The organism is Corynebacterium neomassiliense (assembly GCF_900626215.1).
Classification (GTDB): Bacteria; Actinomycetota; Actinomycetes; order Mycobacteriales; family Mycobacteriaceae; genus Corynebacterium; species Corynebacterium neomassiliense.
This window is the reverse complement of record NZ_LR131106.1, coordinates 1,035,477-1,056,135: the sequence shown is the minus strand read 5'-3', so window position 1 is coordinate 1,056,135 and position 20,659 is coordinate 1,035,477. Positions and strand designations below refer to the sequence as shown.

The following is a 20,659-nucleotide window of genomic DNA, read 5'->3' as shown; positions in this document are numbered from 1 at the left end:
CGGGGGTCAGTCGGTGGCGGGCACCTGGAACTCCGCCATCCGGTCCCACCCGGTCTTGCCGGGGAGACTGTGGTTGATGATCTGCGGGGTCTCCCGGAGAACTGTGGGGAAGAGCTCGCAGGACGCCTTGAAATGGTCGGACTGGACGTGGGCGACGTCGGCACCGTCGGCAAAAGCTTCGACCAGCAGGTACTCGGAGGGATCGTCGGTGTTGCGGTACCACTCGAACAGGAGGTTGCCTTCCTCTGCGCGGGTGGCGTCGGTGAACTCGCGGACAACTTCCCGGAAGTTCTCGAGGTATTCGGGGAGGGGACGGAATCGGACGTTGATGAGAATCATGGTGACGAGGGTACCCGGTGGATCCGGTGCTCTCAGCAGTCGAGTTCCACCGGGTCTCCGGCGGGCCGTGAACAGCACAGAAGGATCCTGCCGGCGTCGATGTCCCGCTGCCGGAGGCCCCCGTTGTCGGACATGTCGACGGTGCCGGAGATTTTCCGTACCGCGCACGACCCGCAGAACCCGGCACCGCAGTTGGAGCGCAGGGGTACCCCGGCACGGCGTCCGGCGTCGAGCAGGGTTTCCCCGGGGGCGACGGAGATGACACTGCCTGAGCGGAGGAAGGTCACCGTCGTCGTCCCGGGGGCCGCAGTGGCGGCGGTGGCAGTGGCAGTGGCGGCGGTGGTGCCGGCCGGGGGCTCCCGGTCCGGGGCGGTGCAGTCCGGTACGACAGTCACAGTCGGGGTGACGGCAGGCGGGGTGACGGAAGAGAGGCAGGGGCGGGTGTCCACCGAGGTCGTGGTCTCGTCGAAGGACTCCTCGCGGTAGGCGTTGAGAGGGACGCCGACTGCGGCGGAGACCTCCCGGGCTGTCTGCAGGTAACCGGGCGGGCCGCAGGCGAAGACGCGGCGTCCGCAGGCGTTGTCGACGATGGCCGCGACAGCTTCGGGGCAGAGGCGTCCGGTGGCTCCCCTCCATCCCGGGGTGCCGGAGGTCAGGGAACCGAGTGACAGGCAGACTGTGAGACCCGGGGTGCGGGCGTCGAGGTCGAGGAGCTCTTCGGCGAAGGCGAACTCCCGGGGGTGCCTGCAGTGGTAGATGACCACGGTGTCCACCGGTCCGGGCAGTGCGGCGAGGGTGCGGACCATCGACAGCACAGGGGTGATCCCGGCGCCGCCGGCGAGCAGGAGGTAGCGGGCCCGCCGGTCGACGTCAGGCAGGTGGAAGTTACCCAGCGGCCCCTGTGCCTCCAGGACCGTGCCGGTGGTCAGGGAATCATGGATCCAGGTCGACACCCTCCCTCCGGGGACCTTCTTCACGCAGACGGTGAAGGTCGCCGGGTCGCCGTAGACCGACAGCACCGGTGACGAGGACACCGAGTAGCACCGGGCCACCGGGTCGGTGCCGGGACCGTCGACGGGGACGCTGAGGCGGACGAACTGGCCGGCCCTGTGGGTGAACGGCAGTCCGTCCGTGCGACGCAGGACGAGGGTGTGCATGGTGAGGGTCTCGTCACGGATGCCGGTGACTTCGACGGTGAACTCGGAGTGCCGGGCCGGCGGCGCGATGCCGGAGAAGTCACGGTCGAGGATTTCGGCGCGGTGTCCGGTGGCGGCGTCGCGGGCCCAGGGCATGACCAGACCGGTGGCGTCGAGCCTGCGTCGGGGCCTCCGGGGTGCGGCGGTGGGTTCCGGGGTGAACTGTTCGACGATGACGCTGCTCAACTCTGCCTCCTGCTCTCTGCTCCGGCGAGGTGGTCGACCATGTGGGCGGTGTACCAGGTGACGAAGGCCTCGACCTGGTCCTCGCTGCGCATGTAGGGGCCGGGGACGTACCCGGGTGAGGAGACCCCCTGCTGGGCGAGCTGGACGAAGTCGGCGTCCTGCGCGTTGGTGTGACGCCAGACGTAGGTGAGCTCGTCGACGTCGTAGTCTTCTCCTGCCACGGCATCCTCGGCGACGAGCCAGGTGGTGCGCACCAGGGTCCGTTCCGCGCTGACGGGGAAGGCGGCGAAGGTGATGACGTGGTCCGACAGGCCGTGGAACCAGGCGTTCGGCTGGACGTGCAGTGAGGTGCGGCCCAGCCGGAAGTCGGGGAGGTCGCCCATGAGCTTCTGGGACAGTCGCTGCCCGGTGACGGAGAAGGATTCCCCGGCTTTGTCGAGGGCCTCCCTGGAGATGCGGTAGCCGACGTCACGGTCGGTGAGGTGTTCGACGATCTGCCAGGGCAGTCCGTAGCGGTCGCACCGCTGCTGGAGGGTGGCGTCGGCGACCAGGGACCGGTCCCAGTCCGCCGAGAGTTCCGGTGGGACGGTGTCCTCGGTGAGACCCCATGTCGCGAAGAGGGAGCAGGCGAGCTCGGGGTGACCGCCGCAGTGGTAGCACTCCCGGTTGTTCTCCATCGTGAGTTTCCAGTTGCCCTCCTCCATGAGGTCGATGCGGGTGGCCACCTTGGCCGAGGCGATGTCGAAGCCGGCGAGGTACGGCTTCACCGTGTCCTCGAGGTCGTCGATGTCGGTGGGGGGCTCGGCGGCGGCGCAGACGAAGATGAGGCCGCAGACTGACCGGGTGTGTACCCTGCGCAGTGCGAAACAGGTGCGGTCGAAGGTTTCGCCGGGGGAGGACGCGTGGATGAGTGTGCCGTCGGTGGCATAGGTCCATGAGTGGTATGCGCAGGTCAGGCGGGCAGTACTGCCGTGACGGTCGGTGAGGAACCTGGCGCCGCGGTGCCGGCAGACGTTGTGCATCGCGTTGATCTGCCCGTCATCGCCACGGACGATGATCAGGGAGACCGGTCCGAAGTCGACGGTGACGTAGTCGCCGGGGTCGGGGATCTCGGCTTCGGTGGTGGCGAAGAGCCACTGGGTGGTGAAGATCCCCTCGATGTCGAGGCTGAACATTGCGGGGTCGGTGTACAGGGGGGCTTCCAGGGAGGTCCGGGGAGGACGTTGCCGGAGCAGTTCGAGCATGTTCTGCCGCACGTCGGCGGTGGATGAGCGTGAGGTACGGGGTGCGGTCGTGGACGTGCCGCCGGGGCCCGGAGCGGACTGTGCGAGTGTCATGGCGCAAATGTATATCGCCGGGTGATGAAAATAAATCGCAGATAATCAGACAATATCGTGTATGATTTCCGCATGATCGATCACCGCCTCACCGTGCTCAGGACTTTCGCCACCTGCGGTACCGTCACCGAGGCCGCGTCGGCGCTCGGGTACTCCCCCTCGGCCGTCTCCTCCCAGATCCGGGAGTACCAGCGGGCGGTGGGAATTGCCCTGGTCGAGAGGGACGGCAGGGGACTGCGGCTCACCGCGGCCGGCCGGATCCTGGTGGAGAAATCGGATGAACTGGTGACCCTGTGGGAACGTATCCACGGCGAAGCTGAGGACGCCGCCCCGGGCAGGGAGCCTGCGGCACTCAGGCTCGGCGGATTCTCCTCGGCGACAGGTGCACTGCTGTCCTCCGTCGCCGCCAGTCTCCACGGCAGCCACCCCGGGCTGGACGTGTCCATCACGGAGGCGGAACCTGACCGGTGCATCGACCTGTTGACCGCCGAAAGGCTCGACGTCGCGGTCACTGTGGCGATGCAGGCGGCACCGGACGCCGACAACCGACGCATCGAACAGTTCCCGCTGCTCGACGACCCTCTCGACGTCCTGCTGCCCGTCGATCATCCTCTGGCTGACAGGAGTTCGGTACGCCTGGAGGAACTGGCGGACGACCCCTGGGTCGCGGACCACCCCGGTACCACGTACAGAGCGTTGTTCACGACGGCGTTCACCGCGGCAGGGGCGACACCACGGGTGGTGCACGAGGTCGCTGACTGGGTCTCCAGCGTCGAGATCGTCTCACGGGGGCTGGGTGTCGGACTGGTGCCGAGACTCGTCCAGCTCAGCTCCGACAGTCCGGTCGTGCGCAAACCTCTCGACGGACCCTCGGCCCCGCGCCGCCGGGTGCTGGTCATGCTGCGGCGCGGATCCGGATCCCATCCTGTGATCCGTGAGACGGTGCAGCTTCTCAGGGAGGCCGCAGACGAGAGCGCAGGACTGTGAGCGTGACCGTGGCTCCGGCGGGCGGGCCTGCTCCGGATCCCTGGGGCGGGTCCGGACCGGGAAGGTGACGGAGCGGCCCCTCAGCGACTGCCCCTCAGCGACGGATCCTCAGCCCACCGGGATCGTAGACCGGTGCCTCGACGACGACTGCGCTGACGCCCCTGCCGAATCTGCCGACCGTCAGAACAGTCCCCGGTTCCGAATACTGCGTGGGAACCCAGGCGGTACCGACCGTCTGACCGGTGACGTACCCGGAGTCAGCTCCGGTCACCCGGCCGATCGCGGCTTCTCCCGCACCTGCGTCCGGAACCTCACCCGCCCACACCGGTGCCCCGGCCTCCGGGACACCGGCGTCGAGCCTCGAGACGAAGGTGACGAGGCGTCGTCCCCGGGTCGGACGTTCCAGGAGCGCGTCACGACCCGTGAACCCGTCCGGCTTCACCTCGGGGGAGGTCTTCACCGCGAAGCCGAGCCCGGCGTCCCCGGGAGTGTCCTCCCTGGTCATGTCGCTTCCCCAGGACAGGTAACCTTTCTCCGTCCGCAGACTGTTGAACGCCAGCCGGCCCGCCGGCACCAGGCCGTACTCTGCGCCCGCCGCGACGATCTCGTCCCACAGACGCAGGCCGTGGGCGGCCGCCGTGTAGATCTCCCAGCCGAGTTCGCCGACATAGCTCACCCTCTGGACCAGCACCGGTACCCCGGCGACGAACATCCGGGAGGCCCTGAAGTAGCGGAGGCCGTCATTGCTGACGTCCCCCTCGGCGAGCGGGGTGAGGATGTCACGGGCACGCGGACCCCACAGTCCCAGGCAGCAGGACGCCGTGGTGATGTCGTCCACCGTGACTGCGCCGCCGGTCTCCGAGGCCGCTGACAGGGAGAGGCGGACCACGTCCAACGGGCCGTTCACCCCGAGCATGTACTCTTCCTCACCGAGGCGTGTCACGGTGACGTCCGACAGGATGCCCCCGGTCCCGTCGAGCATCAGCGTGTAGACCACGGGAAGTGTCCTGCCCACAGGGCGGTCCGTGACGCCGGTGCACCGGGCCCCCAGCCAGGTTGTCGCGCCGGGCCCTCGGACCAAGACGCGGGTCAGCGAGGTCATGTCGTAGACCGCGGCCCTGTTGCGCGTCGCCCAGGCCTCGGCGGCAGCGACAGGGGACCAGTTCAACCGGTCCCAGGCGTCCCTGCGCGGCACGGTCACGGCGACCGGGGCGTCCGGGTCCACCGGAGCCTCAGCCACCGGACTGTTCACCGGATCGACCACGGCGTCCCGGGTGAGGAACCCGGGGTCCTCGAGAATCTTCAGGTTGGACTCGTGCCACAGGGGTCGTTCCCAGCCGTTGTGCTCGGTGAAGACACCGCCGGCCTGTTCCGTCCGCAGGTGGAAGGGACTGGTCTTCAGTCCCCTGTTGACTGCGGTGGACTGGTGCGGGAAGTGGATGTCATAGACCTCGTCGTAGTTCTCGACGGCCCGGCCGCGGATCCACGAGTCCGAGAGCAGGGCTGGGTCGAACCGGTTCAGGTCCAGTTCATGGGTGTCGATGCCGGGGTCACCCTTCAGCATCCAGTCCGCGACCACTTGCGCAACGCCCGCCGACTGGGTGACCCACACGGCCTGCGCGCACCAGAATCCGGCGACTTCCGGTGACGGGCCGAGCAGCGGACCACCGTCAGGGGTGAAGGAGAAGACGCCGTTGAACTCGTCCTCGAGGGGAAGGTCTTTCACGGCGGGGAAGACCCTGCCCAGTTCCTGCCGGGTGAACTCGAAGTCCTCCGCGGTGAACCGGCGCATGGCGGGATGTCGGCCGGTGGTCAGCAGATGGGCGGTGTCCGTGAGATCCTCGGGTGCGACGGGGATGGGCCGGTGCTCATAGGCCCCGATACCGAGCCTGCCGCCGAACTCGCGGAAGTACATTCCCGCTCCCTGGTGGCGGACGATGGGCCGGGAAGGTTCGTCGTCGCGCAGCGGAGTGCCGTCCGGGCGGACCCCGGGCAGGACGTCCGTGGGAACCGTCCAGGCGAAACCGTGCTCCATGGGGTGCATCGGGACACGCAGTCCTCCGGCCCTGGCCAGTGGGTGGCCCCAGATTCCGCCGCAGGCCACCACCACGTCGGCGGGCAGGACGCGGGGGGCTTCCCTGGCGTCGCCACGGTCTCCGGTGTCCTCGACAACTACGCCGGTGACCTGGCCGTCCTCGGTGAGAACCTCGGTCACCCTGGTCAGTCCGAGTATCTCCGCCCCTCCCTCCCCGGCCCGGCGCGCCTGGAACTCCACGGCGCGGGGAGCGTAGACCGCGGCGTCCGTGGGGGAGTACAGCGCCCCGAGGATCAGGGTGGTGTCCAGGCCGGGCCACAGTTCGGCGACCCGGTCAGGCCCCACCAGTTCGGCGGGGACCCCCGCGGCCCCGGCGAAACCCCGGCGCCGGTTCAGTTCGTTGAGCTGGGCGTCGGGGGTTGCGATCTCGAGCCCGCCGACCCTGTCGAGAAGCGGGGCGCCGTCGAGGTCCAGGCCGTCGAGCTTGTCGAGGGTGCGTTGGGCCAGCAGGCTCATGACCCGCGAGGGGTTGGTCTGGAACACGAAGCCGGGGGCGTGGGAGGACGATCCGCCGGGTGAGTACAGCGGGCCCTGGTCGACCAGGGTGACATCGGTTGCCCCGCGGAGGACGAGCTCGTCCGCCAGAGCGGCGCCGACGACGCCGGCTCCGATGATGACGATGCGTGCGGAGGGGGAGACTGTGTCGGACATCGGTGACTCCTGAGGTGGTCGTGTCGGTGGTACCGGGACGGTGTGGTCGGGACGGTGTGGTCGGATCGGTGTGGTCGTGGAGCTGCAGTCACTGGAGTGTGACCGGAACCACTGTTCTGGAGTTGCGTAGTGCGCAACAGCGGACGTACAGTTCGAAAATGACAAGTCAGTCGGTGCAGTCAGTGGACAGGGCCGTCGCGGCACTCGACATCCTGGCGGAGCTGGGGGAGGCCGGGACGGTCGAGATCGCCGACCGCCTGGGTGTGCACAAGTCCAGTGCCACCCGCCTGCTCACCACGCTCGCCGACCACGGACTGGTTGACCGGGACCGGGTGGGTGGCCAGTGGCGGCTCGGATTCGGCCTGGTCCGGCTCGCGGGTGCGGTCACCGACCGCGCCGGGTTCTCGGGTGCTGCCCAGCACCTGTGCGACATGGTCGCCGACGAGACCGGGCAGACCGCCAATGTCGCCGTGCTCGACGAGATCTCGGCGGTGAACATCGCCCAGGCCGCCGGTTCCGGGCTCATGTCCCCGCACCACTACCTCGGTCGCCGCACCCCCGGACATGCGACCAGTTCCGGAAAGCTCCTTCTCGCCTACAGCCCGGACGCCGCCGCCGCGGCCGCGGCTCGTGGCCTGGAACGCTTCACCCCCCGGACGATCGTCGACCCGGAGAAACTCGACGCGGAACTGGCGGCGGTCCGCCGACGCGGTTGGGCGGGGTCCGACGAAGAGTGGGAGGACCACATCACCGCCGTCGCCGTGCCGCTGCGTCGCCCCGGTGGGGAACTGGAGGCTGCGCTGACCGTGACAGGTCCTGTGCACAGTCTGCCCCCCGGAGAGTTCGCGGAGATCGCCGCACAGCTCGGCGTCCTCGCCTCGGCGTCGGGGCGTTGGGTCTGAACGGAGTATCACGGCCGGAACCTCCCGGGATCGAACAGCGAGATCTCGTGCCGGGTTGTCCCGTCGAGTGTGAGGTCGGCGAGAATCTCGCCGATGACCGGTACGAACTTGAACCCGTGTCCGCTGAAGCCGCAGGCGAGGATGACCTGGGGATGGTCCGGGTGCGGTCCGACGATGAAGTGCTCGTCCGGGGTCACCGAGTACAGGCAGGTCTTTGCCTGGACCAGGGGCCCGGTGAGCCCGGGGAACAGCTGGACTGCACGGTCGCGCATGTCGCTGATCTCGGAGTCGTACACGGTGCGGTCGATGGTGTCGGCGGTGGTGGGAGTTCCCCGGCGGAAGAACCCGAGTTTGAACCCTCCGTCGGGGCCGTCTGTGGCGGGGAATCCGTAGATCTGTCCGTTGCCGTGGGTCTCCTCGATGTAGACGGGGTGGTTCTCCTCGCTCCACGCGGAGAACGGGACCGCGGGGGTGGTCTGCGGGGAGAACCAGTAGAAGATCATGCGGTCTATCTGCAGGGGCAGCCGGAGTTCCGGAAGCATCACCGGTGCCCACGCGCCAGGGGAGACGATGAGGCGGTCGGCCCCGTAGGTGGCGGCGTCGGTGGTGACCTCCACTCCTCCACCGGGGGTGGTGGTCCATGAGGTCACCTTCTCATGGAAGTGGAGGGTGGCACCTTTGCCGGCCGCGACCTCGGCGTTGGCGATGGTGGTCTCCTCCGGGCGGACGTAACCTGCGTTGGCCTCGTAGAGTCCGAGGGCGTCGTCGGCGGGGTCCATGGTGGGGAAACGGGCGCGGATCTGGTCGGCGGTGAGAATCTCGTGGTCGAGTCCGTGCTGTTCGGCGGCGATCTTCGAGCCGGAGAAGGTGATGCTGGCGGGGTCACCGATGTAGATGCCGCCGCACAGCTGCATGAGGCTGCGGCCGGACTCTTCCTCGAGCTCCCGGAAGAGCTCGTAGGAGCGTCGCAGCAGGGGTACGTAGTCGGGGCTCTCGAAGTAGGACTGGCGGATGATGCGGGTGCCTCCGTGGGCGGAGCCCTGGTCGTGGCCGGGTTCGTAGGCTTCCAGACCCAGAACCCGGGCACCGCGTCCGGCGAGTGCGTTGGCTGCGGCCCCTCCCATGGAGCCGGTTCCCAGGATGATGACGTCGAAATGCTGCACGGGCTCTCCTCATGACGGAGTGTTGCGTATGATGCAACCTGATCTGTTATACGCAACAGGCTATGGGCAGCAGGAACGGCCCGCAAGAACAGGGGCGGGACTCCGGCGACATTTCACACAGCCGTTACCTCGGCCGCCGTCCGTCGACCTTTTCCCGGGGTCGGCGCGGGAACGGGAACCTTCACCCGCAGACCGGGGAGGCCGGGTCCTGTACCCGTGGAACGGGGGGAGGCGGGGCGGGCGTCGCGGTAGACTCCCCGACATGTCCTCGAACAGCGAAGAGATCACCGCGCCCCCGAAACTGGACAAGGCGGCCTACGAGAAGCGGCTCGTCGAGCTCCAGGCCCAGCTCGTCGAGATGCAGCAGTGGGTCCGGGAAACCGGCAGCCGTGTCGTCATCATCATGGAGGGGAGGGACGCCGCGGGCAAGGGCTCGGCCATCAAGCGGATCACCCAGTACCTCAATCCCAGGTACTGCCGGGTGGAGGCTCTGCCCACCCCCACCTCCCGGGAGCAGGGGCAGTGGTACTTCCAGCGTTACATCGAGAAGCTCCCCACTGCCGGAGAGATCGTCATCTTCGACCGGTCCTGGTACAACCGTGCCGGAGTGGAGCGGGTGATGGGCTTCTGCACGACACAGCAGTACCGTCGTTTCCTCCACCAGGCTCCGGTGTTCGAGCGACTGCTCGTCGAGGACGGGATCATGCTGCGAAAGTACTGGTTCTCGGTCTCTGACGACGAGCAGATCCGGCGGTTCACCTCCCGCCGTGAGGACCCGCTGCGGCAGTGGAAGCTCTCACCGATGGACCTCCAGTCCATCACCAGGTGGGAGGACTACTCCCGGGCCAAGGACGAGATGTTCGCGCACACCGACACCGCCACAGCCCCCTGGTACACGGTGGAGAGCGAGGACAAGAAGAGGTCGAGGATCAACGTCATCAACCACATCCTCACCTCGATCCCGTGGGAGAAGGTGGAGAACAACCCGCCCACGATCCCGTCCCGGCCCGAGGGGGACTCCCACTACCAGCGTCCGCCGAGGACGGAGTTCCGGTACGTCCCTGACGTCGCCGGTGACCTGGAGAAGGACAAGGTCGCCTCAAAAAAGGCGGGAAAGCCCGGAAAGTCGGGAAAGCCCGGAAAGTCGGGAAAGCCCGGAAAGTCCGGGAAGGCCGGTAAAGGGAGCTCCCGGAAGAAGTGATCCGGGGGCGGGTGCCCGCCTCGGTGTGTCTGCTCCTGACCGTTCACCCTGCCGGCTGACCCGCCCGGCGGACGATCAGTTGGGCGGGTACATCGCCTCGATCTCCCGGGCGAAATGCTCGACGACGACCTTCCTCCGCAGCTTCAGTGACGGGGTGATCTCCTGGTGTCCGACCGTCAGATCCCGGGGGAGGATGGTGAAGGTCTTGATCTGTTCCCACCGGTTGAGTCCCTCGTTGAGTTCGTCGACGTAGCCCTGGACAAGGCCCTGTGCCTGCGGTGAGGAGACGATGTCACGGTAGTCGCCGGATACTCCGGCTCGGGCGGCCCAGGCGGTCACGGCGTCCTCGTCGAGGGTGACCAGGGCACTGACGTACTTGCGGCCGTTGCCGATGACCACGAACTGGCTGACCACCGGGCACAGGCCCTTGAAAGTCGACTCGATGAGGCCGGGGGCGACGTACTTGCCGTTCGAGGTCTTGAACAGCTCTTTCTTCCGGTCGGTGATGCGGACCCTGTCGTCGGCGTCGATCTCACCTATGTCGCCTGTCCTGAACCACCCGTCGGGGGTGAACGCTTCGGCGTCTGCCACAGGATTGTCGTGGTACCCGTCCATGATCCCCGGTCCGCGGAGCAGGATCTCCCCGTCCTCGGCGACGGCTGCCTGCATTCCGTTGAGCGGTCGGCCGACATAGCCGCTGCGGTAGCTGGAGGGCAGGGTCAGACAGCTGCCCGCACCCGTCTCGGTCAGACCGTAACCTTCCAGTACGGGGACGCTGACGGCACCGAACCAGCGGCTCACCTCAGGATTGAGGGCAGCTGACCCGGAGATGAACCAGCGGGCGCGGCCGCCGAACCTCTCACGGATCTTCGACATCACCAGACGGTCACCGATCCTGGCCTGCAGTCGGGTCAGCGCACCGGCCGTGCCCGCCCCGTGGTCGGCCTCGAACACCTCCCCGCAGTTCTTCAGTGCCCAGCGGTAGAGCTTCTCGGTGAGGCCGCCGCGGGCGGCCATCATCTGTTCGACCCCGTTGTGGACCTTCTCGTACACGCGGGGTGCGGAGGCCATGAACGTGGGCCGTACGGCCGGAAGATTCTCGACGATCTTCTCGATCCTGCCGTCCACGGCGGTCTCGAAGCCGAAGTGGAGGGGAAGGACCATGAACAGGGTGCCCATGACATGGGCCAGTGGAAGCCAGAGGAACTGTCTGTCGTCGATGGTGAGCAGCGGCTGGCCGGAGTCCCTGGCGGTGGCCTCCGCGGAGAAGGCCTCGAAGATCCACACACGGTGGGGCAGCCGCACCCCTTTGGGCCGTCCGGTCGTCCCGGAGGTGTAGATCAGGGTCGCCAGGTCTTCCGGACCGGTGGCGTCCACCCGGTCGTCGACGAGGGAGGGGGTGTCCCTCAGGGCGGTGACACCACGGTGACGAAGTTCGGCGAAGGTGAGGACCAGACCGGGGTCGGCGCCGGACGGGCGGTCACCGGTGAGCATGACGACGTGGGTCAGGGCGGGCAGCTCGCCCAGCAGGCCGGTGATTTTGGCCAGCTGTTCGGCGTCTTCCACGAAGACGACCCGGGTACCGGAGTCGCCGAGTATGAACCGGACGTCGTCGGCGATGGTGGTCGGGTAGACGGTGACGGTGGTGGCCGCGGCGTCCATGATGCCGTAGTTGGCCAGCACCCACTCGAAGCGTGTGGTGGCCGCGACGGCGACCCTGTCGCCGGGGTTCACTCCCAGGGAGACGAGTCCGGCTGCCACCTCTGCCGCGCGCACACCCAGCTGTTCCCAGGTGACGTGGTCCCATCCGTCGCCGTCGGTCGGGAAGCTGAATGCCCGCCGGTCCGGGGTGAGACTGACCCGGCGTCGGAGCATGTGCCCCACGGAGCGGATGTCCGGGTCCACGGTGACCGTGGTGGGTTCAGTGACGGCGAGGGTGGGGGTGACGGAAGCATGTCCGCTACCGGCGGGGGGAGGGGCTGGCGGGGCCGGTCCTGTCTTTTTTACACAACCGGCGCCGCCGGCGAAGGGGGGGGTGGGGAGCCTCGCGGGGGCGCCTGCCTCGCACAAAAAAAAGAGGCGTGCGACGCCTGTATGCGCAGTCTACACATCCTCACATCACCGCCAGTAGCAGCGCTGGTCACGGCGGNGTTTCGGGAGGGGAGGATGAGGGATAGGCGGGGGAAGGGACTGGGGAGGAGGTCGGCGTGGCCATTTCAGTGGTCCTTCGGCAGAGTGGCGGCGGAGTGGAGAACCCACCCCGAAAGGTGATGAGGATCACTCTATCAAATAGTGGGTGATGTGCGACACTATTTTTGCGAATCGAAGTAGGGCGCCGAGTTTCCCTTCGTGCCGGCGGGCCGTTGTGTCACCATGGACACATGGACCCCAAGTCACCGGCACAGTCACCGGCACAGAAACCGGCACAGAAACCGCCCCTCTCTCCCTCGGCCGCACCCTCGGCCGCCTCACCGTCCGGCGGCGAATCCGTGGGGGTCACTGCAGGAGTCACAGGCAGCGGCCCCGGGCGCACAGGGGTCGTCACTCTCGACCGGCCGAAAGCACTCAACGCGCTGAACCGCGGAATGGTCGGTGCAGTCGCCGCAGCGCTCGACACCTTCGCCGCCGATGACACCGTCCGTCAGGTGCTCATCCGCTCTTCATCACCGAAGGCCTTCTGTGCGGGGGGAGACGTCCGGTCCGTACGTGACAGCGACCTTGCCGGAGACAATGCGGGCGGAGACTCCTTCTTCACCGCGGAGTACGACCTGAACCACCGGATCGCGACCTTCCCGAAGCCGGTCGTTTCCCTCGTTGACGGGCTCACCATGGGAGGAGGTCTGGGACTGTCCCTTCACGCGTCCCACCGCATCATCACCGACAGGGCGTGGGCATCGATGCCGGAGGCCGCGATCGGGTTCGTCACGGACGTCGGCATCTCCCACGTGTTCACTCATCTTCCGGCCCTGGAGGCACCGCAGCAGCCCACACGGTCGCTGGGACTGTGGCTGGCCGCGACGGCCTACCGGCTGACACCCGGGGACCTGCTGTGGACCGGGCTGGCCACCGGCCTGGTCGCCGACGTGGACGCCTTCACCACCCGGCTGTTCACCGACGGGGTGGACCGTGCTGTCGCAGTGGAGACGGTCCAGGGCCGGAACCTGCCCTCCTCCCGGCTCCGGGAGATGGAGGGGGACATCCGGGACCTGGTGGTTCCCGACGGCGGGTGGGCCGCCAGTGACTCCCGGATACAAGCGGCGGACGGGCAGACGGCGGAGCTGACCCGCAAGCTGCTGGAACCGGCGAATCCGCTGTCTCTCGAGGCGACGGCGAGACTGCTGGACCACTCTTCCCGGCACACGCTGCGTGAGGCTCTGGACGCGGAGTTCTCTGTGGGATGTTGGGCAAGGTCCCGGCCGAATTTCGCTGAAGGGGTGCGGGCTGTGCTGGTCGACAAGACCCGTGACGCCGTTTTCACACCGGCGGATGTCGCGGGGATCACCGACGCCGACCGTGCGGAAATCGAGGATGCCCTTGACCGGGCGCGTAAGCGTTCCGCCTCCCGCTGACATCTCTGCCGCACACGGAGAGCCGGCTCTCAGAAGGCCGGCGCAGAGGACGGGAACTGCGGGACTCCCCGTCAGGACATACGGCTCAGGCCGCGCCCCGGGTGGTCAGCTGGTCGACGATCCGGCCGTCTAGGTGGCGGGCCAGATATCCGCGCCACGCGCGGCGCAGCAGCCAGGCCAGGCAGTAGGCGAGGGCGAGAGTGACGAGCCCGCCGACGACGTCCAGGAGGTAGTGGTTCGCTGTTCCCATCACCACGAAGAAGGTGAGCAGAGGATAGAGGACGCCGAGGATCCGGGCCATGTGGTTTCCGGTGTAGAGCACGACCGCTATCCCGCAGAAAGCTGCCCACGCACAGTGCAGTGACGGCATGGCGGCGAACTGGTTGGAGATGGCGTCGGAGGCGGGGGTGCCGGACTCGGGCCACCAGCCCCAGGAGCCTGTCTTGGCCATGATGTCCACGAAGCCTTCCCCGGAATACATTCGTGGCGGGGCGGTGGGCAGGAGGTAGAACCCGATCAGTGCCAGACAGGTCGTCAGCACGATGACGGTGCTGGCGAAGCGGTACCGGTTCTGGTGGCGCATGTACAGCCACACGAGTGTTCCGGGTGTCACCACGAAGTGGAGGGACGCGTAGACCACGGCAGACACTGCAGCCACTGACGGGGCACTGTCGACGAAAGCGTTGAGCCCCCGTTCCCACGCCAGTCCGAGCTTGTCCTCGACGGCGAGAATACGGGCACCGTTGGCGAACGCGGCCGCCTCCACGTCGTGGACCCCGTTGCGGATCAGGGAGTACACGAGGTAGATGCCGTAGATCACCACGATCTCGACCCACCAGCGGGGCTGCACGAGGTAGTTGAGGATCCGCACCGGAAGACCGGTGAGCCGGACCGTGGAGGTCACCGGTGAGGACAGGTCCGCCGCTTCCCCGCGTGCCGTGGTCACGTCGACCGTCGCAGTGGGGGACGCCCCGGAGAGTTTTCTCCCCGGGGCCGCGTCGGTGTTCCTCATGGTCGTCACTGCGGTGCGTCCTCCTCCACGTCACGGTCCGACCGGGGGTGGTACCGCGGTGAACTCCTGAACTGACCGTTTACCGGTCATTCTTCTCCATGCACCCTACGGTAGTCTGCCGTACATATCCAGTACACGAAAGCGTTTCCCGGCAGGTCAGTGCCCGTGGCCGGGGGTAGCAAGCCGGGACGCGGGGAGGGGAGGGGCCGGTCTGTCGGTGCCGGTCTACGAAGAGGCGCCGACTGTCGTCCCCGTCCGCCCTGTCCGGGCGGGGTCGGGCTGCGCGGATCTCTGGACCTTCAGCCAGACGGCGAAACCCCAGATGACAAAGGCGGCGTAGACGATGTATAGGACGGCACTGGGGTAGTAGCCGGCGGAGAACAGCAGGGGGACGCCGACAATGTCGACGGCTATCCAGATCAGCCAGAACTCTGTCCACCCGCGGGCCATGCCGAGCGTCGCCAGCAGTGAGCCGGTGAAGATCCAGGCGTCCGACCACGGACCCCAGGACCCCAGAGAAGAGAAGACCCAGGCGAATCCGCAGGTACCCACGACGGCGACGACGACCATGAACAACCGTTCCCTGGCGGAGGCCCAGTGCGGCTGGACCGCTTCGTAGTTGTCCGCGGGTTCTGTCACAATCGAGCGGGACGGGTCGGTCCGGGAAGGTTCCCTGACGCCTGCTCTCCGGGCGCGGGACCACTGCCACCATCCGTAGGTGCTGACGATGAGGAACATGACCTGACGGCCGGCCTGACCGTAGAGGTCCAGGTCCTGGGGGGTGTGGAAGACGCCGCCGAGGAAGACGGTGAACAGAAGGATGTTGCCGACCATGCCGACCGGCCAGGCCCAGACGACCCGGCGCATGCCGCCGACTGCGGAGGCGATGCCGAAACCGTTGCCGATGATCTCGCGCCAGAGGATGGCGGTGTCGCCGATCGTCAACTGGGCGTCAAGAAGTGATGTGAGTACTGATCCGGACATGAGGTGTCCAGCCTTTCTCTCCCGTCCGGACTGTGACCGTCGGCTCCGGAATCACACCGGATCTGCTGGACCCACCTGGTGGAGGTGGCGCTCGCGGGCTTTCACCGCCGGTGGGGACTTCCACCCCGCCCTGAGAATGCTTACACGGCAGAGATTACACCGCAGCGCAACCCCCGTCGCAGTTTCCGCTCAGGAGGAAACTGCCACCCGGGTACCCTGTGAATCATGGAAGAGGAATCCACAGTTCCAGAGGTGCCGGAGGAGGAGGTCACGCCCGGAGGCCGCCCTCCCGTGTCTGTACCCGGTCGCCTGTACCTGCTGGTCCTGCTGCCTCCCACGGTGGCCGCACTGTTGCTGTGGGCCACATGGAATTCGCTTCCCGACCATCTGCCCACCCACTGGAACCTCGCCGGAGACGCCGACACCTGGCAGCCGAAGTCACCCGTCACGGTATTGGCACAGCTGTTCACGGTGCCGGTGGTTCTGCTGCTCGGTCTGGCGGTCGCCTCGTCGATCCTCTGGATGCGCTCGGGGAATGTCTTCGAGCCCGGTGGTGCGGGGACCACCACGGAAGCCCTGAACATCTGGCACGGGGCGAAGGAGACGGCGCCCGTGGTCGGGCGTTACTTCGTTCTGCTGAGCCTGGCTGCTACCGTGACGGCGGCAGGGGGATACCTGATCCTGCGGGGGGTCACGGAGCGGGGGGATTGACGGCAGTGGCGGGAATCCTGGGGATTGTGGCGTCCACGGTGTACCTGCTGCTCGCCGTGGACAGGATCGACCGTGCCGTCACCGGCAGATTCCCGCTTCCGGACGGCAGGCGGAGGAAGTGGCTGCTGTTCCTGGAGGCACCCGGCAGCGCGTCCGTGATGCTCAGCTCCGGTGACGGCTGGAACTGGACCTTCAATGTCGCTACGCGTGCCGGACGGATGCTTGCCCTGCTCACACTGGTGGTGCTGACCGGGGTCAGCGCTGTACTGGTGGTGTCGGCGGTGGTCGGCGTACAGCGGCGCACCCCGGGGCGGGCGGAGTTCCTCCGGAGACCGCCCCAGGCCTGCCGGATGTCACCTGCCGAAGCCGTCGCGGAGCATGTGGAAGCACTCGTCGAGGATCTCCGCGGCGCTGCGTGCCGGGCCGTGGCCTCCACAGTCGGTGCCGGTTGGACCTGACCTGCAGTCCTGGTCCGGTCGGTGCCGGGTGGCCTCCACCGCGATGGCTGCGGACGCCAGACTGGACACGATCAGCAGGGTCATGGCGTCCCAGGACAGGCCGTGGTCACGACGCCGGTACATCGCACTGACGATCCCGTCGAGCAGTCTGAGTACCCGTTCCTTGTCCTGTGGTCCCGAGACGTAGCTGAGGTGGTCGCCGATGGACATGAGGTTGAACAGGTTCCCCGGATCGTTGACCGGGTCCCCGTCGCCGCCGTCGACCATCTTCCCGGAGACGAGCCTGTACATCACCTCGAGGGGAGTTTCGTCTGCCGGAGCGGCCTCCACCTGGTCACTCCAGCTGTGGAGGGTGTCCGCGATGAAGTCGAACAGGGCGTCCTCGCGGCGCGCGAAGTAGTTATGGAAAGTCCGGGGGGACACTCCGGCACGGCGTGCGACCGCCGCAACGGTCATTCCTTCACTGCCCTCCGTGAGGAGGAGTTCGGCGGCCGCCCGGGAAAGGGCCCTGCGGGTCTCCTCCTTCTTCCTGGCTCTCAGTGAAGGACAGCTGGTGTTCGTGACCGTATGTGACCGGTCCCCGGGGTCGACGTGGTCGGCCCTGTCCACACAGTCAGGCACGGACCTTCCCCGCCTCGTCGCTGCCGTCGCTGCCGTCGCTGCCGTCGCTGCCACCGTGGCCGTCGGCGTCCTCACTGTCGGACCCGACGTTTTTCATGCCGGTGAGAACCTCGCCCTCGACATCCACCTTCGGAATGATGCGGTCCAGCCAACCGGGCAGGGACCATGCACGATCGCCGAGAAGGAACAGTACCGCCGGGACGATGGTCATCCTGACCACGAAAGCGTCGATGAGAACAGCGATGGCCAGGGCCGAGCCCATCACCGCGATGAACGGCTCGTCCATGAGAATGAAGGCGGCGAACACCGAAATCATGATCAGCGCCGCAGCAGTGACGACACGGGCCCCGTGCTTGAAACCGTTGGAGACCGCGTTACCGGCGGTCTTGCCGTGGACATACCCCTCCCGCATCCGGGTGACGAGGAAGACCTGGTAGTCCATCGCAAGGCCGAAGACGATACCGATGAGCATGATGGGCAGGAAGGAGATGATCGCCTGCGGATCGTCGGTGATGCCGAGCCAGCCCCACTGCCAGACTGCGACGGTCACTCCGAAGGTGGCGGCGACGGACAGTGCGAAACCGAGTGCGGCGATGAGCGGCACCCAGAGAGACCGGAAGACGATCATCAGCAGGACGAACGCCAGAACCACGACGATGGCCACATACGGGACGAGGACATCGGAGAGCCGGTCGGAGATGTCCTCGAAGATCGGGGTCACGCCGGTGACTGCGTAGCTGCCACCGGTGCTGTCGGCGAAGGAGGCTTCGGCGTCACGGATGGCCTGGAGCGTGCTGTTCGTCGCCTCGTCGGTGGCACCGGTGGTGGGCGTGATGAGGACCTGGGCGGCGGTACCGGCCTCGTTCACCTGGGTGATCTGGGCGTTGGACACGCCTTCCACTGCACTGATGTCGGCGACAGCGGTGCCGAAAGCCTGCTGTGCCTGCTGCGGGTCATCGGCCTTCACCACGGCGATCATGGGGGCGTTACGGCCGGGGCCGAACCCCTCGTTGATCCATTCAGCCGCTGTGCGCTGGGGACTGCCGAGCTTGGCAGAATCGTCGGTGGGCATCGCCAGCTGCAGTCCCAGTGCAGGAATGGCGAGGACCACGAGAAGAAGGATCGAGCTCAGCGAGAAGACGACCGGGCGCTTCCGGATCTGCCGGACCCACCTCAGACCCATGGTCGGCTTGTCGTCCTCGGGATCCGGCGCCTTGACCACCGGAACCTTTCCGGCGAAGGCTTTGGTTCCGAATGCGCCCAGGATGGCGGGGAGGAGGGTGACCGCAACAGTGACGGCGATGAACACTGTCAGGGCAGCAGCCAGGGCCATGGCGGTGAGGAAGGGGATGTTGATGATGGAGAGTGCCGCCAGGGCGATGATCACGGTCAGGCCGGCGAAGCACACTGCCGACCCCGCCTTGCCCACGGCGAGCCCCGCCAGGTGCGCCCGCTGCCGGTGGGAGGTCTTCCGCACCACCTCCGCCAGCTCCTTGGGGGTGAGATTGTTGCCCCCCGCGAATGCCACAAGTTCGTTGCGGTACCTCGAGACAATGAACAGAGCGTAGTCGATGCCCACGGCCAGCCCGATCATGGAGGCCAGGGTCGGAGTGATGTTGTTGATCGAGTCGGTCAGTGATGTCGCCGCGAACACCAGCATGATGCCGGTGCCCACTCCCACCACCGCGGTGATGAGCGGGAGCCCGGCGGCCACGAAGGAACCGAAGGTGATGATCAGGACGATTGCCGCGACTGCGAGGCCGACCAGCTCTGCTGTGGCACCGATCTCGGTCATCTGGAAGACATTGCCGTTGTAGGAGACCTCGAGGTTGTCTGTCGAGGCATTCTCGAGAATGTCGGTGACCTTGGAAACCTCCTCGGCGGGGACATCAGTCGAGGTGGCTGCGTCGAAGGTCACCGTGAAGGTGCCGGTGCGTCCGTCCTCGCTGAGCGGGGAGAGTGCCTGGAAGTCCGAGCTGATCTGCTCGGGCGACAGGCCCTGTCCTGCCTTGGCTGCGGTGACCTGCTGCTCCATACCGGCAGCTGCAGCAACCGGGCTTACGATCGCGTCCCGGTCGACGAGCGAATCCTGGGCCCTCAGCTCAGAGATCAGCTTGTCGAGATCGGCAGCCGGTGCGGGGTCGGAGAGAGTCTCCCCCTCCGGGGCACGGACGACAATGGTGCCGGTGGGTGCCTCCATGGAGTCACCTTCAGACGGGAAGAGGTCGGACATCTCTTCCTGGGTCTGAACCGATTCGAGCCCGGGGATGGTGAAGGTCATGGTTGTCGGTTTCATCATCGTCGCGGCCGCTGTGCCGGCTCCGATGAGCACGAGCAGCCAGACGGCGATGAACCGCCACCTGTAGGTGTATGCGGATCGTCCGATCCGGTAGAGGAGTTTAGCCATGGCGGAGATTATTGCACTGCATGTGCAACATTGCACATTGGCTGCATGTTTCGGGAGGGACTGCGGGACGGATCGGTCACCCCGGTCTGTCCCTGAACGACCCATGTAGGCTGTCGGACGTGCTGCACGTCATGTCCTACGCCCTCGTAGACACCCTCAATGTCCTGTTGATCGGTGTGATTGTGGCGGTCGGTGTGATGCTGCCCACCTCGTCGGCAGGCGGACGGCGGGGAACCTATGCGCGTGTCGCCACCCTACTTGTCTTCGGCGACTGGCTCGGGGTGCTGGCGCTGGCACTGCTCAGTCTCCTTGTCTTCGACGGTATCGGCGACGCCGTCGGCACTTTCGTCGATTCCCCGCTCTTCGGTATTCTTCTGGTCCTCACCGGCTGGTTCGTGGGCATGATGGCCTTGCGCAGCGGCGGCAGCGCAGGCAGTGACGGCAGTTCAGCACTGGTCTCCAGATTTCTCGGGCCTCTGCGCACCCCGTCCCCGGCGACCCTGCTGACGGGGGTCGTCCTCGGTCTGGTCCAGTCGGCGACCTCCGGACCGTTCTTCGCCGGGATTCTCGTCATGAGCGCCGGGGACTTCAGTACGTCGACCCGTTACTTCGGCATGGTGGTCTACGCTGCCGTGGCGCTGAGCCTCCCGTTCCTCACCGCCTGCGCCGTCGGCTACGTCAGACTCAGACCACAGTCGCGGATCGGCGAGATCTTCGCCGGGATGCGGGAGAACAGTGGCGTCGTGGCTCGTCGCGCAGGCCTCACTGCCGCGGTGATGCTGATGGTCCTCGGTGCGGGACATTTCCTGTGAGATCGTTCACGGGGGTTGGTCAGCCCCC

At 67.0% G+C, this 20,659-nt stretch carries 17 protein-coding genes and 1 riboswitch; of the genes, 7 read left to right on the top strand and 10 right to left on the bottom strand.

What is annotated here, in order from left to right:
* Window positions 1-6 precede the first annotated feature (6 nt).
* From E0E18_RS04645 to E0E18_RS04635, 3 genes are read right to left on the bottom strand one after another with little or no spacing between them, the layout of a single operon-like run.
* The gene (locus E0E18_RS04645; RefSeq protein ID WP_066583480.1) at window positions 7-339 is read right to left on the bottom strand and encodes a putative quinol monooxygenase; all 333 of its coding nucleotides are present in this window, start codon (window positions 337-339) and stop codon (window positions 7-9) included.
* A gap of 32 nt (window positions 340-371) precedes the next feature.
* On the bottom strand, window positions 372-1,721 hold the full coding sequence (locus tag E0E18_RS04640; RefSeq protein WP_130839483.1) for a flavin reductase family protein: 1,350 nt from the start codon (window positions 1,719-1,721) through the stop codon (window positions 372-374).
* Window positions 1,718-3,058 carry an aromatic ring-hydroxylating oxygenase subunit alpha gene (locus E0E18_RS04635; protein WP_237559632.1) on the bottom strand — a complete coding sequence of 447 codons (1,341 nt, stop codon included), beginning with the start codon at window positions 3,056-3,058 and terminating at the stop codon, window positions 1,718-1,720. The genes E0E18_RS04640 and E0E18_RS04635 overlap by 4 nt, the downstream gene beginning before the upstream one ends.
* A 72-nt stretch (window positions 3,059-3,130) precedes the next feature.
* On the opposite strand from E0E18_RS04635, the gene E0E18_RS04630 reads away from it, so the two are divergent.
* Window positions 3,131-4,045 (top strand): LysR family transcriptional regulator, encoded by a 915-nt coding sequence (locus E0E18_RS04630; protein WP_066585820.1) that lies wholly within the window; start codon window positions 3,131-3,133, stop codon window positions 4,043-4,045.
* Between the two features lie 94 nt (window positions 4,046-4,139).
* Here the strand turns inward: E0E18_RS04630 and E0E18_RS04625 are convergent, their stop codons facing one another.
* Window positions 4,140-6,791 carry a GcvT family protein gene (locus tag E0E18_RS04625; protein ID WP_130839480.1) on the bottom strand — a complete coding sequence of 884 codons (2,652 nt, stop codon included), beginning with the start codon at window positions 6,789-6,791 and terminating at the stop codon, window positions 4,140-4,142.
* A gap of 158 nt (window positions 6,792-6,949) precedes the next feature.
* Here E0E18_RS04625 and E0E18_RS04620 point away from each other — a divergent pair, with 158 nt between their 5' ends.
* The gene (locus E0E18_RS04620; protein ID WP_110482452.1) at window positions 6,950-7,693 is read left to right on the top strand and encodes an IclR family transcriptional regulator; all 744 of its coding nucleotides are present in this window, start codon (window positions 6,950-6,952) and stop codon (window positions 7,691-7,693) included.
* Window positions 7,694-7,701: 8 nt separating this feature from the next.
* Here E0E18_RS04620 and solA read toward each other — a convergent pair whose 3' ends face one another.
* Window positions 7,702-8,856, bottom strand: coding sequence for an N-methyl-L-tryptophan oxidase (solA, locus tag E0E18_RS04615; RefSeq protein ID WP_110481166.1), 1,155 nt, complete (start codon window positions 8,854-8,856; stop codon window positions 7,702-7,704).
* Between the two features lie 262 nt (window positions 8,857-9,118).
* Between solA and ppk2 the strand changes: the two genes are divergently transcribed.
* A complete protein-coding gene (gene ppk2, locus E0E18_RS04610) occupies window positions 9,119-10,057 on the top strand; it encodes a polyphosphate kinase 2 (protein ID WP_130839478.1) in 939 nt (312 codons plus the stop codon).
* Window positions 10,058-10,132: 75 nt separating this feature from the next.
* Here ppk2 and E0E18_RS04605 read toward each other — a convergent pair whose 3' ends face one another.
* Window positions 10,133-11,932, bottom strand: coding sequence for an AMP-dependent synthetase/ligase (locus E0E18_RS04605; RefSeq protein ID WP_130841210.1), 1,800 nt, complete (start codon window positions 11,930-11,932; stop codon window positions 10,133-10,135).
* A gap of 506 nt (window positions 11,933-12,438) precedes the next feature.
* Here E0E18_RS04605 and E0E18_RS04600 point away from each other — a divergent pair.
* Entirely contained in the window at window positions 12,439-13,626 is a 1,188-nt protein-coding gene (locus tag E0E18_RS04600; protein ID WP_130839476.1) for a 3-hydroxyisobutyryl-CoA hydrolase, read from the top strand.
* Between the two features lie 85 nt (window positions 13,627-13,711).
* On the opposite strand, the gene E0E18_RS04595 is transcribed toward E0E18_RS04600, so the two are convergent.
* Window positions 13,712-14,638, bottom strand: a complete 927-nt coding sequence (locus E0E18_RS04595) for a phosphatase PAP2 family protein (protein WP_078057199.1) — start codon at window positions 14,636-14,638, stop codon at window positions 13,712-13,714.
* A 225-nt stretch (window positions 14,639-14,863) separates the two neighbouring features.
* On the bottom strand, window positions 14,864-15,622 hold the full coding sequence (locus E0E18_RS04590; RefSeq protein ID WP_130839474.1) for a nicotinamide mononucleotide transporter family protein: 759 nt from the start codon (window positions 15,620-15,622) through the stop codon (window positions 14,864-14,866).
* A 9-nt stretch (window positions 15,623-15,631) separates the two neighbouring features.
* A riboswitch (FMN riboswitch) is annotated at window positions 15,632-15,764 on the bottom strand.
* A gap of 83 nt (window positions 15,765-15,847) precedes the next feature.
* Here E0E18_RS04590 and E0E18_RS04585 point away from each other — a divergent pair.
* On the top strand, window positions 15,848-16,333 hold the full coding sequence (locus E0E18_RS04585; protein ID WP_130839472.1) for a DUF1648 domain-containing protein: 486 nt from the start codon (window positions 15,848-15,850) through the stop codon (window positions 16,331-16,333).
* Between the two features lie 5 nt (window positions 16,334-16,338).
* Entirely contained in the window at window positions 16,339-16,791 is a 453-nt protein-coding gene (locus tag E0E18_RS04580; RefSeq protein WP_130839469.1) for a hypothetical protein, read from the top strand.
* Here the strand turns inward: E0E18_RS04580 and E0E18_RS04575 are convergent.
* Both E0E18_RS04575 and E0E18_RS04570 read right to left on the bottom strand, forming a co-directional pair.
* A complete protein-coding gene (locus tag E0E18_RS04575) occupies window positions 16,687-17,412 on the bottom strand; it encodes a TetR/AcrR family transcriptional regulator (RefSeq protein ID WP_110481171.1) in 726 nt (241 codons plus the stop codon). The two genes, E0E18_RS04580 and E0E18_RS04575, sit on opposite strands and share 105 nt — an antisense overlap.
* Window positions 17,405-19,819: an MMPL family transporter gene (locus E0E18_RS04570; RefSeq protein ID WP_130839467.1), complete on the bottom strand. Its 2,415-nt coding sequence runs from the start codon at window positions 19,817-19,819 to the stop codon at window positions 17,405-17,407. Before E0E18_RS04570 ends, E0E18_RS04575 begins: the two co-directional genes overlap by 8 nt.
* Window positions 19,820-19,938: 119 nt before the next feature.
* Between E0E18_RS04570 and E0E18_RS04565 the strand changes: the two genes are divergently transcribed.
* A complete protein-coding gene (locus E0E18_RS04565; protein WP_066583454.1) occupies window positions 19,939-20,631 on the top strand; it encodes a hypothetical protein in 693 nt (230 codons plus the stop codon).
* Window positions 20,632-20,659: the final 28 nt, after the last annotated feature.

What these genes read in the sequence shown, in the direction of transcription:
- E0E18_RS04645 (WP_066583480.1), bottom strand. Translation starts at nt 339, where the DNA reads ATGATTCTCATCAACGTCCGATTCCGTCCCCTCCCCGAATACCTCGAG.
- E0E18_RS04600 (WP_130839476.1), top strand. Translation starts at nt 12,439, where the DNA reads ATGGACCCCAAGTCACCGGCACAGTCACCGGCACAGAAACCGGCACAG.
- E0E18_RS04585 (WP_130839472.1), top strand. Translation starts at nt 15,848, where the DNA reads ATGGAAGAGGAATCCACAGTTCCAGAGGTGCCGGAGGAGGAGGTCACG.
- ppk2 (WP_130839478.1), top strand. Translation starts at nt 9,119, where the DNA reads ATGTCCTCGAACAGCGAAGAGATCACCGCGCCCCCGAAACTGGACAAG.
- E0E18_RS04570 (WP_130839467.1), bottom strand. Translation starts at nt 19,819, where the DNA reads ATGGCTAAACTCCTCTACCGGATCGGACGATCCGCATACACCTACAGG.
- E0E18_RS04630 (WP_066585820.1), top strand. Translation starts at nt 3,131, where the DNA reads ATGATCGATCACCGCCTCACCGTGCTCAGGACTTTCGCCACCTGCGGT.
- E0E18_RS04625 (WP_130839480.1), bottom strand. Translation starts at nt 6,791, where the DNA reads ATGTCCGACACAGTCTCCCCCTCCGCACGCATCGTCATCATCGGAGCC.
- E0E18_RS04595 (WP_078057199.1), bottom strand. Translation starts at nt 14,638, where the DNA reads ATGAGGAACACCGACGCGGCCCCGGGGAGAAAACTCTCCGGGGCGTCC.
- E0E18_RS04635 (WP_237559632.1), bottom strand. Translation starts at nt 3,058, where the DNA reads ATGACACTCGCACAGTCCGCTCCGGGCCCCGGCGGCACGTCCACGACC.
- E0E18_RS04605 (WP_130841210.1), bottom strand. Translation starts at nt 11,932, where the DNA reads ATGCTCCGACGCCGGGTCAGTCTCACCCCGGACCGGCGGGCATTCAGC.
- E0E18_RS04620 (WP_110482452.1), top strand. Translation starts at nt 6,950, where the DNA reads ATGACAAGTCAGTCGGTGCAGTCAGTGGACAGGGCCGTCGCGGCACTC.
- E0E18_RS04590 (WP_130839474.1), bottom strand. Translation starts at nt 15,622, where the DNA reads ATGTCCGGATCAGTACTCACATCACTTCTTGACGCCCAGTTGACGATC.